The sequence below is a fragment of the Vibrio sp. 10N.239.311.G01 genome (assembly GCF_041465805.1).
Classification (GTDB): domain Bacteria; phylum Pseudomonadota; class Gammaproteobacteria; order Enterobacterales; family Vibrionaceae; genus Vibrio; species Vibrio crassostreae_C.
On sequence record NZ_JBFSRM010000016.1, the window covers coordinates 89,346 to 104,144 of the forward strand.

The following is a 14,799-nucleotide window of genomic DNA, read 5'->3' on the forward strand; positions in this document are numbered from 1 at the left end:
TAGTAAAGACGCTTGCGATCACACTCTGTAGACCCAATAGTTATGCTTATGGTTATAGTTGATAGCTATCAGCGTTACGGAACTCGATACAAATTTTAACTGGAGCTCGTTATGTTCAATTCTCTCACATCAATGTTTAAACAATTGATTGAAGGCCAGGACCTAAGCAAAAACCAAGGCACATCACCTAATATCGCCATCGCGAGTTTGTTGTGTGAAGTCGCGGGTGCCGACCATCAGATCAATGAATCAGAAAGAGTCGCTAAGCTACAGCTTCTGCAGCGTTTGCTGGATTTAGATGAAGAACAAGCAAAGGTACTGCTCGCGCAAGCAGAGCCGAAAGTAGAGCAATCAGTATCGCTGTATGACTTTACATCGCAACTCAGAGACCTATCTCAGCCAGTGCGAATCGACTTAATCAAAGCGATGTGGGAAGTAGCGCATGCCGACGGGGAAATTGACCCTATCGAAGATTCTGTGATCCGTAAAACAGCAGAACTGCTCTACGTCGACCACTGTGACTTCATCAAGAGTAAGTTAAGTGTTTTAGGCGAAAATTAGTGCCTGAAATAATGAATTGGAAACTGAAATAAAAGCGACGGGTTAAGAAACCGGTCGCTTTTTTGAATCGGTAAACTGAAAGCTGACTAAACAGGGCTGAGAGGAGCTAAAAATTTAGCTACAACATAGTTAATGTGAGTTTCGCAAGATTATAAGCATCGACATAACCCGAGTGCTGACGACCTTCCCACTCAATATTTTTGGCTTCTTGAGCAGCGCGATGACCAATGCGTTTGTCTTTCAAGCGATTCTGAACTCGATAAAGCGTGGCGATATTCAAGAACTCGCTGAACGGAGGTTCAATGCCTTTCTCAATACACTCTTTGTGTAAGATAAGATCGTCGCGTCCCCACGCTGCATAGATTTTCTTTGGGCCACCGAAGTTCTTAATCATCGACTTGATAACAGACTCTAATGGGCGACCCTGCTTTTCGATTTTACGAGGGGTAATGCCCGTTAACTCGGCGCAAAATAGAGAGACTTCGTCTTTTTCGGGCTTAACGTAATATTGCGCGCGCTTCACGATGGTTCCAGATACAAGATCGATCTCAGCAAGACCAATTTCAATGATCTCCCCTGTTGTTCCTACACCGTCTTCGCTCCAACAGCACATTTCCAAATCGAAACACACCACTCGATTGTGATTCATACGTCGCCTAATTCTCTCGTCAAAAATTTCGTGAAATTGTACATGAGCCTAATAAAGAACTCGACCCCAGTTGCATCAAGTGCTCATTTAGCCTGCAATTGTGACTCGATTTCGGCCATTTGACTTACTTAGGTATAACATGCTGTCAGTTTTTTGAAGGAGCGCTTCAATGTCTTCATTAGTGCGGATGGTAGCCCCGATGCTTAGAGTGCAACTCAATAGCTGGCCAGAATGCTCGCAATAAGACTCACTCACCGTATCTAAAATACATTCTAAATAGCGAGACAATGAGTCATGTTCAGTGATGCTCGAAATGATACCGAACTCATCCCCTCCCATCCGGAATAGGTTATCTCCAGACTTCAAGCTCACTGAGATAACCTTAATCACATGAATAAGTAACGCATCACCGGCTGGGTGCCCAAACTTATCATTGATCTCTTTAAACTTATCAACATCAAACACTATTAAGCTAAACGGCTTATCGCTTTGTATCGATTGACCAAGCATCTTATTAAAAGCTCGGCGATTATAAATTTCCGTTAAACTGTCATGATTGGCAAGAAAGCGAAGTTCTTCTGTTCTTTCATCAATCATTCGATACAAGCGCTCTTTCTCTCGAATTTGCAGGTTCACAATATAAGCGAGCAGTAATGAGATAGTGGTACCAACTATGCCGATTCCCGCCAACACTAAGTAACCATTAAATGAAATACATGCATCTATCTTGAAGTCGATAATCCATTCACGGTTAGTTAATGTAATCGTCTTTGTAATGTGCTGCCCAGTTACCGCTTCATAACCATTGGTTTCGAACATTATCGGGGCATCTTCAGCTTCAAAACCGCTATCGGTAACACGCACATAAACGTCCATATCGCCGACAGTAGACGCCAGAAGTTTCTCAAAATAGTATGTGGTACGAACAACACCAATCACAACCCCTAACAAATTGTCCGTTTGACCATCAAACACAGGGTGGTAGACCAACATTCCGCTCTTAGGTGTGTTGCTGTCTAAACCGTCTTGCAACAGACGAACTTTGTCTGAAATATTCGCTTCACGTGTTTTTTTAATGTTATCAATGACCAGATTAAACCGCTCACGAGAAGAGTAAAAACCCAAAACACCGTTGTTCACTGGATCATTCGGATAAATATCTGTCGCGATAAATACGGGCTCGCCATCCAAGACATAACCATAAGTTTTTGGCCCATGTTTAGGGATAGTAAACATTCTATAGGATGGGTATTGAGCTTTCATTTTGGCGGTGTGCGCGGCGATATCTTGTACCGCCACTTTTTGCATCCACTGCAATCCGATCAGGCTTTTCGAACCGTTAATCGTTTGCTGAGCAAAACGATCAAATCGATCCCGACTATCGACATCATTCGAATAGAAAAAATTCGCACCGGAACCGATATAAGCGACATCGTTATCAATAAACGCTTTTAAACTGAGCGTTTGATGCTGAGCAAAGCTATCCAGATTCTCATTCAAAGACCTATTTTGATTCGCCGCAACCAAAACAAAACACAACACCGTCATCAAAAATGTGGCAAAAAAGACAACTAACGGCAAAGTTCGTTTCTTCAACCCTGTTATAGGGTCGGTAGTGTGGGGCATACAGCTTCCCATATGATGTTATTTTGAGTCGAAAGTATACACTGCCGGAATGCTAGGCTCTATTTATCTTTGACTCTCACAATGGGATAAAACTAACACTATTTACAACCCATGGACATTTGCGGCTAATAAACCAACAAATCTCGATTAACTTTCAAGCTAACTCACCAAAAAGCCAGTTTATTGAAAACATTAAATAAAGCCCTTAAGCCTTGAATATGCTAGTATCCACCCATATTTATAGCTTGAAAGTGACCATTTCGGCCTTATGCCACTGAGTTTCTTTCCAACCTGTATATTCCTTTAAACCGACGAATATACCGTTAAATCAATTTTAAAGAGAAATCACTATGATCGTTGATTTGAACCTAATCCCACAAACGTTTGATATGCTTCACGCAGGCCTAACTGCATCAAGCGTTTTACTACTGCTAATTGCCGTTTCTCGTAAAACCAAAGTGGTTGAGAAAGTCGTAGAAAAACCAGTAGAAAAGATCGTTGAAGTTGAAAAGCCAGTTGAGAAAATTGTCGAAGTAGAGAAAGTTGTTGAAGTTGAACGTGTGATCGAAAAAGTAGTAGAAGTTGAATCTAAGCTGGCAACAGCACCAACAGATTCTGCAATGCAGCTACTGTCTATCATGCAGCAAGAAGCTCGTTTAATTGACTTCCTAAAAGAAGACCTAACGTCATTCTCTGATGAAGAAGTTGGCGCAGCTGCTCGTGTTATTCACACTGGCGGTCAAAAAGTATTAGCCGATTACGTAACGCTGTCTCACATCCGCACTGAAGATGAAGAAACACGTATCACTATCGCTGAAGGTTTCAATCCTCAAGAAATTCGCCTAACAGGCAACGTAACGGGCAATGCACCATTCAACGGCACATTGGTTCACAAAGGTTGGAAAGCAACTGACATGAACCTGCCTAAGCTTGCTGAAAACTACGATGCATCTGTAATTGCACCGGCAGAGGTAGAGCTATAATGGAACACCAAACTCAGCCATCATCGCACGAGTCTTCTTCTCAAGAACATACGCCGCAGATGCATTCACAAGAGCAAGCGCCTAAGTTCAGTGTTGGTATCGATTTAGGTACCACACACTGCGTTTTGTCTTTCATCGACACAAGCAATGAAGACGCTCGCGTTGAGGTGATGCCAATCCCTCAATTGACGGCTCCAGGTACAGTAGAAACTCGCAGCCAACTTGGCTCGTTCCTATACCAGCCGCACGAACATGAAATGAATGCGGGATCTCGCGTTCTTCCTTGGTCTTCTGAGCCAAAAGCGCTAGTCGGTGCGATTGCTCGTAACCTAGGTTCGAAAACCCCTATCCGTTTGGTAGCAAGTGCAAAATCTTGGCTATGCCACGGTGGTGTGAACCGTCGTGATGCGTTCCTTCCTGCAGGCAGCCCTGAAGAAGTTGAAAAGGTATCTCCGCTTAAGACCACTGAGTTGTACCTTGAGCACCTTAAAGATGCTTGGAACCACGCTAACCCAGAACACAAACTGGCAGACCAAGATGTAACGATCACGGTTCCTGCTTCGTTTGATCCTGCGGCTCGTGACCTAACAGCAGAAGCTGCGCGTAATGTTGGCTTCACTCACCTGACACTTCTTGAAGAACCTCAAGCAGCACTGTATAGCTGGATTGATAACAGCAACGACACATGGCGTGATGAAGTGAACGTTGGTGACATCGTTCTTGTTGTCGATATCGGCGGTGGTACGACTGACCTTTCGTTAGTTGAAGTAACACAAGATGAAGGCAACTTAAGCCTGAACCGTATCGCTGTAGGTGAACATATCCTACTGGGCGGCGACAACATGGACTTAGCTCTGGCTTACCGTCTGAAGATGAAACTGGCTCAAGAAGGTAAAGAACTGGCTCCTTGGCAGGTTCAAGCAATGACTCACGCGTGTCGTGATGCGAAAGAAGCACTGCTTAACGATGCTGAGCTTCAATCTGTGCCAATCGTTGTTCCAAGCCGTGGTTCTAAACTACTGGGCGCAACACTGAAAACAGATCTAACTCAGCAAGAAGTACAACAAACATTGGTTGATGGCTTCTTCCCGAAAGTAGCGGTGACTGAGCACCCAGTACAAAAGACGCGTGGCGCACTGACTCAAATGGGTCTGCCTTACGCTCAAGACGCAGGTATTACTCGTCACATTGCTGCATTCCTTTCTAAGCAAGCGAACGCGCTTTCTGGAAATAGTGAAACCGCTCAGCAAGATTTCAACCCGTTTGCAAACATGCCCGGTATGCCCGGTACAGAAGCGCAAGGGTCAGAAGCGCCAGCGGCAGACTTCATCAAACCAACAGCGGTACTGTTCAATGGTGGTGTTCTAAAATCTAACCTACTTGCTGATCGTCTTTCAGACACGATCAATGAATGGCTAATTAATGCAGATGCTGAATTTGCTAAACAACTTTCAGGTTTAGACTTAGACCTAGCGGTTGCAAGTGGCGCTTCTTACTACGGCGCAGTTCGTCGTGGCCAAGGCGTTCGTATCCGTGGTGGTATCGCATCTTCTTACTACGTAGGAATTGAAAGCGCGATGCCAGCTATCCCAGGTATGGCTCCTCCGATGGAAGCTTTGTGTGTTGCACCATTTGGTATGGAAGAAGGTTCAAGCGTACAAGTACCTAGCCAAGAATTCGGTCTAGTGATTGGTCAGCCAGTACACTTCCAGTTCTTCGGTTCAACCATTCGTCGTGAAGATGAAGCGGGTACGCACCTTGATCACTGGGCGCCTGAAGAGCTTGATGAGCTTCCTGAAATCCAAGTGACATTGCCGGTTTCTGAAGGCCGTCGCGAAGGTGAAGTGGTTCCAGTGACTTTGGCTTCTCGCGTTACTGAGCTAGGCACCTTACACCTAGAAGCGATTGCTACTGACAACGGTCAGAAGTGGCACGTTGAGTTCGATGTTCGTGAAGACTCGAATAACGACTCAAACGAACAAGCATAATGAATCAACGGCACCTTAGCGGGTGCCGTTACTTTATCAATGCATTTCTCAATCTAGTCCTGCCTGTTTCTCAGGAATGACGTTTACGAATAACAACAATAAGACCAAAGCTATCAAAAAACTGGTCATCACTCTGGAAGAATAAGGTTTTGTATGGCAACTCCTCGTTTTTTAGTCGGCATTGACTTAGGTACAACCAATACGGTTGTCGCTTACTGTGAAATCAACGACGACCTACAACATGCTCCCGTTTCTCTTTTCGATATTGACCAACTCATCGGCCCCGGTGAAGTGGTTCGCAAGCCCTTACTCCCATCCTTTCGTTACCACCCAGCACAAGGTCAAATATCCCCTTCTGACCTGACAATGCCGTGGGAACCAAGCCCCGTTGAAGGCGATATTAAGAACGTTATCGTCGGTGAATGGGCACGTGAATTAGGCGCTAAGGTTGAAGGCCGCCAAGTATCGAGTGCTAAGAGTTGGCTGTCACACCAAGCGGTGGATCGTAACTCCGACATTCTGCCTTGGGCAGGCGCAGCAGATGTCGATAAAGTCTCGCCAGTTGTGGCGAGTGCAAGCTACCTCAACCACATTCGCCAAGCATGGAACTACCGTAACCCGAGCAACAAGCTTGAAGACCAAGATGTTGTGGTTACCGTTCCTGCTTCCTTCGATGAGACAGCACGCAAGCTAACACTCGAAGCCGCAGAACTGGCGGGCTTAGGTAAGATTCTATTACTCGAAGAGCCGCAAGCCGTTTGTTATGACTGGTATGCCCGTCACCAACAAACCGCAGCAGATGAACTTCAACAAATCCCACTGATTCTAGTGTGTGATGTTGGAGGTGGTACCACCGATTTAAGCTTAATTGAAGCCAAATTCGATGCGAACAGCGACGGTAATAACGAGCTCGCACTCGACCGTATTGGTGTTGGTGAACACTTGATGCTTGGTGGTGATAACCTCGATTTAGCCCTTGCCCACCTTGCAGAGCAACGCTTCAATCAAAACAAAAAGCTGAATGCCTCTAGCCTAACCAAACTGATTCAACAGACTCGCGCCGCAAAAGAGAGCCTGCTTTCTGCCAATGCGCCCGATGATGTAAAGATCACCATGCTGGGCAGCGGTTCAAAACTGCTTGGCGGTACTAAGAGTATTGGTTTAACTAAACAAGAAGTCCATCAAATCGCATTGGAAGGTTTCTTCCCGCTTTCTGAGTTTACTGAAACACCCGACAAACGCCGCAGTGCTGTGGTTGAGTTTGGTCTGCCTTACGTGGCTGACCCTGCGGTGAGTAAGCACGTTGCAGAATTCCTAGCAACGCACCAACAAGTGTCTAAAGCCGCATTGGAAAACTCAGACTCTATTGAGTTCGATGACACCAAACCTGCAATTCCAGTTGGCGTGCTGCTCAATGGTGGTGTGTTTAACAGTGAACTGGTAACAGAGCGAATTACTCAGCTACTGGGCAACTGGAACGGTTCTCCTATCACAGTACTTGATAACCCTCATCCAGATTGGTCTGTTGCCCTTGGCGCGGTTGCCTTTGGTAAAGCACGCCGCGGTGCACAGCTGAAAATCGGTGGCGGTGCTGCCCGTTCTTACTTCTTGCATCTGCAAGAGAAAAACAAGATGGGTAAAGCGCTTTGTCTGCTTGCCAAAGGAACCGAAGAAGGCCAAGAGATACGCTTGAACAGCCGTCGTTTCTCGCTGACTTTAGGTGAGCCAGTACGATTTAATCTTCTGACTTCAACACACGATCAAATTGCTCATGACACCGCCATTCAAAACGGTGTGATGGTCAATGTGGATGCCGACTTGTTCTCCCCTCTTCCACCTTATATTTCTACGCTGGAAGGGTCTGGTACTGCAGAGCTTCAAGCCAACCAAAAAGAACGCGTCGAAGTACTGCTCGCTTGTCAGTTAACCGAAGTCGGCACATTGAAAATGGAGTGTGTGAGTATAGAAGATGACTCTAAGCGTTGGTTGCTTGAGTTTGAAGTAAGAAACAAGCAAGGCGATGAATCTGATACCTCCGCGCTTCACCCAAGATTGGAAGAGTGTAAGGAGTTGATTTCTCGCCTGTACAGCGGCAACAAGAAGAGTGCTGAATCGAAAGAGATCAAAACACTATCGAAAGATCTTGAGAAGCGACTAGGTAAACGCGATGAATGGGACTTCACGACCCTTCGTCATCTATTTGATACCTTCTCATTAGGTCGTAAACGTCGTCGCCGCTCAGAAGCACACGAGAAGAACTGGCTACGTTTGGCGGGATACTCGCTACGTCCTGGCTTTGGCGATCCGACTGACTCATGGCGTATCGAACAGATTTGGGGCCTTTACCAACAGAACATTCAGTTCAAGAACCACCAAGGCTGGACAGACTGGTGGGTATTCTGGCGTCGTGTCGCTGGTGGGCTAAACCAAGAGCAGCAAGAGAGTATCTTGGCTGACATCGCTAAATACCTTCACCCAGGTGCAATGAAGAACCCTAAGACAGCCAAAGATGCGCAAGATAATGGTTATGAAGCCATGGTCCGTTTAGCGGCGTCACTTGAGCAACTTGAGGTTGAAGACAAAGTGCTGCTGGCAAGTTGGTTCTTAAGCAAAGCGATCAACCATAACCAATTTGAACAGGCTCACTGGTGGGCGCTAGGACGATTAGCATCAAGAACGCCTTTGTATGGCAGCCAACACAGCGTAATTCCTAGAGAGCAAGCTGAACAGTGGTTACCAAAACTGCTTGAACAGAACTGGCAGAAAGAGCAGATGATCGCCTTCGCAGCGGTGATGATTTGTCGAAAAACCGGTGACCGTCAGTTTGATATCTCTGACGACTATCGCAATCAAGTGATTGAGAAGCTTAAGCAAAGCAAGGTACCTGACTCATGGTTAACACTAGTGAGTGAAGTGACTGAGCTTTCTGAGAGTGAATCTAAGCGTGTGTTTGGTGATGCGTTACCAAGCGGATTAAGCCTAATCAATAACTAGGTTTGAAAACGATTAGCTTTCGTTGCTAATGGTAAAGAAGCTAGCAAGAAAAGAAAAAGCCACTTTCGATTCGTTGAAAGTGGCTTTTTTATTGGTGGCTTAAGGCTGGTATGTGTAATCGACTTATAGCTTTTTGGTTAAGAGCCTTAGCCGTGTTGCAGTTCATCATTGTTAATGTTTGGTTCCAATTGGGTTGATAGGAAAATCCGTATTTTCATAAATGTCAGATAGTTTTTTCGGTTTCTTCTCTTTTGCTCCTTTGTTCGATTGATTATGAGTTTCGCTTAAAAGCCATTCCTCATGCATTTTTGCTGAATCCAAAAACTCTGGATCCTCCATTGCTTCCTTGCGAAGTTTATTTACACGTTCGAGAGTATCCCAAATCATAATACTTCACCTCCACTAAGGCAGTAATATAAAGATAGCTCAACCCCATGAAACTTCAACTAACCCAATGAGATAGCGATCTCAATTTCGTAATTCACTCGCTTTAAATGAGTGGATATGGTCACCTTTAGTTGGGCTCAAATAGTGGGTCTTTCCCCATGATCTTCGAAGATCATTAGGCACAAAAAAAGCGAGCTCGATGCTCGCTTTTTGTTTTTCTATCTGTTGATCGAAACACCAACACTCACTCGATTAAATCACACCGAGATTAAGCACGGTTACCGATTTTCACCTTGCCATTGGTAGCAAACCAAAGGGCTTCTGAACGACGACGACCGATTAAAATCGGGCCATCATCGTAGAACAAAAAGTTCTTCCAATGCTTCTTGAAAATCGCCCATTTGGTTTCAAGAACATTGTACTTTTCATAACAAAAATAAACAGTTACGTCATCTTGCCAATCAATAAAGTTAAGAATCTCTTCTGGCATTTCAGGCTCATCCGCTTCCCAATGCGCCATCCAGCTGATCTCTTCATTCCAGTTCGATGCTTTGCTTGGCCAGTCTTGCGAGCTCAGTCGTTCTGCGTCTGGGCTTTGAGGGCTCACGTTCTCTTTCCAGAACTGAGAAGCTCTCGCCTGTGTCATTGGCTTAATCTTTTCCAAGTCCTCTGCCGGCAGCGGCATTGACTGGTGTGTGAAAATCCATTTTCTTTGGTATTCGTCCAAAGTTGTGTATGACATCAAAATTCCTCAAATATCTTCTCAGGCTGATGGATTTACCATGCCTATCTGTTCTTTTTGATGCAGTGACGGTTTCATTTTATCTATGTCGTCACTGCCTCTAAATCTGTATTTACGCTTAATTGGTACTTACGCCTAATGACTATTGATCTCTATACAGCGCGTCTATCTTCCCAGTTTGGGTTAACTAATGCCGTCAGTATATGGTCTTCCCATTTACCGTTAATCTGTAGGTAGTCTTTAGCAAAACCTTCTCGGACAAAACCAAGATGTTCTAATACGCCAGCACTGCGTTCGTTGTGAGGCATGTAGCCCGCCATTAAGCGGTGCATGTTCTGCACATCAAACATGTAGTCTTTGGCCATGTTCAAACCTCTGCGCATGTAACCGTGGCCCTGTGCACTTTGCGCCAATGAGTAACCGACATTACAAGCGTAGAACGGGAAACGAGACAAATTACTGAACGATATGGTGCCTAACATTTCATTAGAGTCAGCGTTAATCAGTAAACAGTAATAGCCTAGCCCCATTTTATGAAGCTCGTTTAACTTGATCAGTCGCTGCGCCCAACTCGCTCTATCAAAGAACGCGTCTTCGCGAATCGGTTCCCAAGGTTTCAGATACTCTCTGTTAACCTGAAAGTACTCGCTGATCATGCCAGCATCATCGATTTCAGCCGTGCGTAGAATCAGATTACCATCATGCTTATAAATGCGCTCTGGTGTACTCAAATCTTCCATAATCTTGTTCTTATTCGATCAGTTCTTTCTGATACCGTAATCACGAAGCTTATTCGCAATTGAGGTATGAGAAACATTCAAACGTTTTGCTAGCTTACGGCTTGATGGGAAAGACTGATAAAGCTTCTCTAGAATCTGAGATTCATAGTCTTTCATGATCTCATCGAGCGAGCCGTCTAAGCTCAGGTTCGCCATTCCAGCCGTCATTGTTTCAAGCTGTGGCAAGTGGAATTGCTCAACCGTTAGCGTGTCTGAATCCAACTCTGTTAGTGCGCGTAGAACCATGTTGTCTAACTGACGAATGTTGCCCGGCCATTGGTAATTACCAAGCTGGTCGACTAACTCTTGAGTCAGTTTTGGTTTTAACATACCTAACTGCTGCGCGTACTTTGCAACGAACAGTTCCAACAGTGGCGCTACGTCGTTTGAGCGTTCACGCAATGCAGGGATAGACAGAGTCAGTACATTCAAGCGGTAAAACAAATCTTCACGGAACGAACCCGAGTCGGCTAATTCAGAAAGACGGTGGCGCGTTGATGCAATAATACGAACATCAGCGTGCATCTCTTCTTCTTCACCAACACGACGGAATGAACCATCTTGTAGGAAACGCAGCAGCTTGATTTGTAGATGCGGGCTCATCTCGCCAATTTCATCTAAAAATACGGTACCGCCATTCGCTTGTTCGAAAATACCTTTATGACCTTGCTCATGGTTGAATGAACCCGGCGCATGACCAAACAATTCCGTTTCCGCTACGTCATCAGGCATCGATGCACAGCTTAGAATCAAGAATGGGAAAGACGATCGATTTGAACGGTTATGACACGCTTTTGCCAACATCTCTTTGCCTGTCCCTGTATCGCCTTCAATTAATAGAGGCTGATCCAGCATAGCCAATTTCTTAGCTTGGCTGATCAAGGCTTTATGGCGATTAGAGACACCAACAAAGTGTTCGAAACCTAGGTTGTTCTGTTCTGGGATTGAATCTGGCGAGTTCATCTCTTGATTACAAGAGCGAATCGTCATTACTGCGCTTGCCAGTACCGCTTCGTTGACATCACCACCAAGGTAAATCGGCAGGATCTCAATAGAGAAATCTAAACCATCTAACACGACAACTTCACGATGACGCGTTACATCGCCTTCGATCCAGCGAGCAAAGTTAAAGCTAGGAACAAACGTCGCTAGCGGTTCACCGATGACTGCGTCTTCTTGCTTATTAAAAAGGTTCAATGCAGCGTGGTTAGCCATATCGACTAAGCCTTTAAGGTCAATCGCAATAACAGGATCAGGTAGGTTTGCCAGCAGAGCAATCAGCTCTGTGTTATGCCTTTCGCTTGGCATAAATTGGATTTTACGTACATCCTTCACACCTGAAATTCGGCGAATTTCAGCCATAAGTTCACTAAAAGCATCAAAATCAATATCAGGGCAGTTTAGATAAATAATACCTTTAACATCAATTTCGATTCCTCTTAAATCAATGCTTTTTGAGGCCAAGATATCGAGCAACTCACGCGTTAAGCCGAGTCTGTCTTCACACAATACTTCAAGACGCACAAATAGTCCTATTATAGGTGTCAGGATAAGTTGACAGTAGTGTGGATTAAGCTCTGAGTTCAGTCAAGAAGAAGAGTAAACATATGTTTACTCTTCTTCTCAAACTATTGAGCTTCAAATGCTTTATTTAAGAGTGATACGCTTTATTTCAGAAAGGACGGCTTTGCGGAGGTCTGCCAGTTTTACTTTTCGTTCGTTATGCCAAGGCATAGGACGCAGCAATGTCATGGCTTTTAAGCCCAGTCTTGCAGTAAGGATACCGACACCTAGCCCCTGCCCTGCTCGAGCTGAGACTTTGCCTGCAAGATCCATCGAGACGAGATCCATACTTGCATCAATCGCGAGCTCACTTGCTCCTGCAGCGGCCATGTTGATTAACACCAGTTTAAATAGCTTAATGCGAGACCAGTAGCCAAGCTCAATGCCATACACATCAGCAAGCTTGTCTATCATGGTGAAATTCCGCCAAGCCACCAACAACATATCAGCCGCCGCCAATGGACTCACCGCGACCAAAGCCGCCGATTCGGTCGAAAACTTAGTGACGATTTGAGTCGCTACTTTGTCTTGTTGACTCACGACTAACGCATCGTACATATCCAACACTTCTGCATCACTGTGTGCTGGGTTAATGCTGTTTCGCCACTTATCGTACGAAGGAGACTCAGCGATAATGCCACCTTGCTTGGCGATGTTTTCACAGAACGCTTTGCCCTTGCCGACACTTTGACTTTGGAGTAGCTCTTCACTCTGCTCTTGCACACTAAAGTGATCTTTAAGTGAACGCAGTTTCCACAGCTCTTTGCCTATTGCGCCTAAACCCAATGAAGCAATGGCAGCAATGAAGCCTGCCCAACCTAACGCCAGCCAGTCAGCCGATTGAATCGCGGTAATGACCGAATCAATTGCCTGCCATCCAACTAGGCCAGAGAAAGCGACCAATAAACCCGTTCCAAACCACTTCTTCTTTTTGCTCGGTCGAATCACTTGTTCCAATTGCTGCTCAGCTTCACCATCAAGATCAGCTTTCACTTGCGGTGCGACAGGGACAAATTTCTCTTGCTCTGTGAACAGTTGTTGAGCGCCTAAATCCGGGCCAACGTCACTCTTGTCTTGCTCATCAAAAGAGGTCTTCAACGGTTCATTAAAGACCTGCTTTGTTTTTAATTCACTCATTTTGATTGCCTCAATTACTTCAACTTGTCGCCAATGAGATACTCTAAAACCTTGTCGACTCTTAGATGTTGGCAAGGCTCATCGGAATGTTGCTCCATCGGTCTAAAGCTCGTGAAATCAAACTGGTTGGTTTCCCAATACTGTTTATTAGGCAACTTACGCGGCACCTCTCCCGGATACATGGTTTGAGGGACATTATCCAAAGTCACACCTTGCAACGCCGGAACATTGTCTGAACCCGACGAGATATAACCCGCGCTGGTCGCTTGAATAGACGCGATACTCATACAACTCATGTCGATGTGTTCAAACGCCGCCTGCTGCCAAGCTGGATGCACCATCTGTTGTAACAGTGACACCAAGTTCGGATGTTGATCCGGTGTCACGTGGTCAGCTTTTGTGGCTGCAAACAAGATCTTGTCGATCTTCGGCGCGAATAAACGTCTTAAGATATTGCTTCGACCGTACTTAAAGCTCTTAAGTAACTGTTCTAACGCGCCACGCATGTCCATGAAAGAGTCATAGCCCGCATTAAGTGGCTGTAAGCAATCCACTAGCACGATTTGTCTGTCGAACGTCGCGAAGTGATTCTTGTAGAACGCTTTGACGACCTTCTGTTGATACTCTTCATAACGCGCTTTCAGTACCGCATAGTTACTTGTTTTTGAGAACTTACCCTCAGGTGCGATGCACGGGAAGAATTGCAACACAGGCGCGCCTTCAAGCTCACCGGGTAATACGAATCGACCCGGTTGTACCCAATGCAGCCCGTTACTTTTACAAGTATGAAGGTACTGAGTGTAGCTATCGGCAATCGCGACCAGTTTCTTTTCGTCCGCTTCTGCTAGCAAATCGATATCACCACGCATGGCGTTCCACTGTTGCGAGTAAGTTTCTCTGTCGCCTTTCAATGCGGCAAACTGAGATTGGCTCCAGGTATCGAAGTCCATATCCAGTAACGGCAAATCAAGCAGCCATTCACCTGGATAATCGACAATATCGAGATAAAGGGTGCTGTTTTTACTCAGTAGCTTTTTCGCGCCCTTCGCAGGCTTATATTTGATTGCTAGACGAATCTCACTGACATCACGCGTTGGCACTGGCCATTCTGGTGGCTGTGCATTCAACGACTCCATCGCTTCATCATAAGAGAAGCGTGGAATCATCATGTTGTGTTGCGGGATGCGCTTTGCGCCAATAATTCTTCCATCTCTCGCAGATGCAAGCAGTGGCAAGTTTTTGTGGGTAGACGTATGAAGAAGCTGATTAACCAGCGAAGTAATGAATGCTGTCTTACCCGCACGAGAGAGCCCCGTGACCGCTACTCGAATATGAGAATCCGTTCCTCTGCTTATAAAGTCACTCATTTCTTGAGTTAGGTGTTTCATTT

12 protein-coding genes are annotated in these 14,799 nt (G+C 45.4%); 4 read left to right on the plus strand and 8 right to left on the minus strand.

Annotated elements, in window-relative coordinates:
- Positions 1-111: 111 nt before the first annotated feature.
- The gene (locus AB6D06_RS14200) at positions 112-561 is read left to right on the plus strand and encodes a TerB family tellurite resistance protein (protein ID WP_017060439.1); all 450 of its coding nucleotides are present in this window, start codon (positions 112-114) and stop codon (positions 559-561) included.
- A 118-nt stretch (positions 562-679) separates the two neighbouring features.
- On the opposite strand, the gene AB6D06_RS14205 is transcribed toward AB6D06_RS14200, so the two are convergent.
- Together AB6D06_RS14205 and AB6D06_RS14210 are read right to left on the minus strand one after the other, a co-directional pair.
- The gene (locus tag AB6D06_RS14205) at positions 680-1,210 is read right to left on the minus strand and encodes a 3'-5' exonuclease (RefSeq protein ID WP_017060438.1); all 531 of its coding nucleotides are present in this window, start codon (positions 1,208-1,210) and stop codon (positions 680-682) included.
- An 87-nt stretch (positions 1,211-1,297) separates the two neighbouring features.
- Positions 1,298-2,836 (minus strand): diguanylate cyclase domain-containing protein, encoded by a 1,539-nt coding sequence (locus tag AB6D06_RS14210; protein ID WP_372100850.1) that lies wholly within the window; start codon positions 2,834-2,836, stop codon positions 1,298-1,300.
- Positions 2,837-3,186: 350 nt separating this feature from the next.
- Here AB6D06_RS14210 and AB6D06_RS14215 point away from each other — a divergent pair, with 350 nt between their 5' ends.
- From AB6D06_RS14215 to AB6D06_RS14225, 3 genes are all read left to right on the plus strand, one after another.
- On the plus strand, positions 3,187-3,819 hold the full coding sequence (locus AB6D06_RS14215; RefSeq protein ID WP_017091262.1) for a DUF2760 domain-containing protein: 633 nt from the start codon (positions 3,187-3,189) through the stop codon (positions 3,817-3,819).
- Positions 3,819-5,807: an Hsp70 family protein gene (locus tag AB6D06_RS14220; protein WP_372100851.1), complete on the plus strand. Its 1,989-nt coding sequence runs from the start codon at positions 3,819-3,821 to the stop codon at positions 5,805-5,807. The genes AB6D06_RS14215 and AB6D06_RS14220 overlap by 1 nt, the downstream gene beginning before the upstream one ends.
- A 153-nt stretch (positions 5,808-5,960) precedes the next feature.
- Positions 5,961-8,801 carry an Hsp70 family protein gene (locus tag AB6D06_RS14225; RefSeq protein ID WP_017067721.1) on the plus strand — a complete coding sequence of 947 codons (2,841 nt, stop codon included), beginning with the start codon at positions 5,961-5,963 and terminating at the stop codon, positions 8,799-8,801.
- A gap of 171 nt (positions 8,802-8,972) precedes the next feature.
- Here the strand turns inward: AB6D06_RS14225 and AB6D06_RS14230 are convergent, their stop codons facing one another.
- The 6 genes from AB6D06_RS14230 to AB6D06_RS14255 all read right to left on the minus strand — a co-directional run bounded on the left by AB6D06_RS14230 (position 8,973) and on the right by AB6D06_RS14255 (position 14,797).
- Positions 8,973-9,188, minus strand: coding sequence for a hypothetical protein (locus AB6D06_RS14230; protein ID WP_372100853.1), 216 nt, complete (start codon positions 9,186-9,188; stop codon positions 8,973-8,975).
- Positions 9,189-9,456: 268 nt separating this feature from the next.
- On the minus strand, positions 9,457-9,930 hold the full coding sequence (locus AB6D06_RS14235) for a DUF2947 domain-containing protein (RefSeq protein ID WP_017060433.1): 474 nt from the start codon (positions 9,928-9,930) through the stop codon (positions 9,457-9,459).
- A 152-nt stretch (positions 9,931-10,082) separates the two neighbouring features.
- Positions 10,083-10,670: a ribosomal protein S5-alanine N-acetyltransferase gene (rimJ, locus tag AB6D06_RS14240; RefSeq protein WP_065584184.1), complete on the minus strand. Its 588-nt coding sequence runs from the start codon at positions 10,668-10,670 to the stop codon at positions 10,083-10,085.
- An 18-nt stretch (positions 10,671-10,688) separates the two neighbouring features.
- Positions 10,689-12,233, minus strand: a complete 1,545-nt coding sequence (gene tyrR / locus AB6D06_RS14245) for a transcriptional regulator TyrR (protein WP_372110612.1) — start codon at positions 12,231-12,233, stop codon at positions 10,689-10,691.
- Between the two features lie 123 nt (positions 12,234-12,356).
- Positions 12,357-13,409: a YcjF family protein gene (locus tag AB6D06_RS14250; protein WP_102333205.1), complete on the minus strand. Its 1,053-nt coding sequence runs from the start codon at positions 13,407-13,409 to the stop codon at positions 12,357-12,359.
- Between the two features lie 14 nt (positions 13,410-13,423).
- Entirely contained in the window at positions 13,424-14,797 is a 1,374-nt protein-coding gene (locus tag AB6D06_RS14255; protein ID WP_017067718.1) for a YcjX family protein, read from the minus strand.
- Between the last annotated feature and the right edge of the window lie 2 nt (positions 14,798-14,799).

Bases quoted from the DNA above. Each gene is read 5' to 3' on its own strand.
- AB6D06_RS14200 (WP_017060439.1), top strand. From the start codon at position 112: ATGTTCAATTCTCTCACATCAATGTTTAAACAATTGATTGAAGGCCAG.
- AB6D06_RS14205 (WP_017060438.1), bottom strand. From the start codon at position 1,210: ATGAATCACAATCGAGTGGTGTGTTTCGATTTGGAAATGTGCTGTTGG.
- AB6D06_RS14210 (WP_372100850.1), bottom strand. From the start codon at position 2,836: ATGCCCCACACTACCGACCCTATAACAGGGTTGAAGAAACGAACTTTG.
- AB6D06_RS14215 (WP_017091262.1), top strand. From the start codon at position 3,187: ATGATCGTTGATTTGAACCTAATCCCACAAACGTTTGATATGCTTCAC.
- AB6D06_RS14220 (WP_372100851.1), top strand. From the start codon at position 3,819: ATGGAACACCAAACTCAGCCATCATCGCACGAGTCTTCTTCTCAAGAA.
- AB6D06_RS14225 (WP_017067721.1), top strand. From the start codon at position 5,961: ATGGCAACTCCTCGTTTTTTAGTCGGCATTGACTTAGGTACAACCAAT.
- AB6D06_RS14230 (WP_372100853.1), bottom strand. From the start codon at position 9,188: ATGATTTGGGATACTCTCGAACGTGTAAATAAACTTCGCAAGGAAGCA.
- AB6D06_RS14235 (WP_017060433.1), bottom strand. From the start codon at position 9,930: ATGTCATACACAACTTTGGACGAATACCAAAGAAAATGGATTTTCACA.
- rimJ (WP_065584184.1), bottom strand. From the start codon at position 10,670: ATGGAAGATTTGAGTACACCAGAGCGCATTTATAAGCATGATGGTAAT.
- AB6D06_RS14250 (WP_102333205.1), bottom strand. From the start codon at position 13,409: ATGAGTGAATTAAAAACAAAGCAGGTCTTTAATGAACCGTTGAAGACC.
- AB6D06_RS14255 (WP_017067718.1), bottom strand. From the start codon at position 14,797: ATGAAACACCTAACTCAAGAAATGAGTGACTTTATAAGCAGAGGAACG.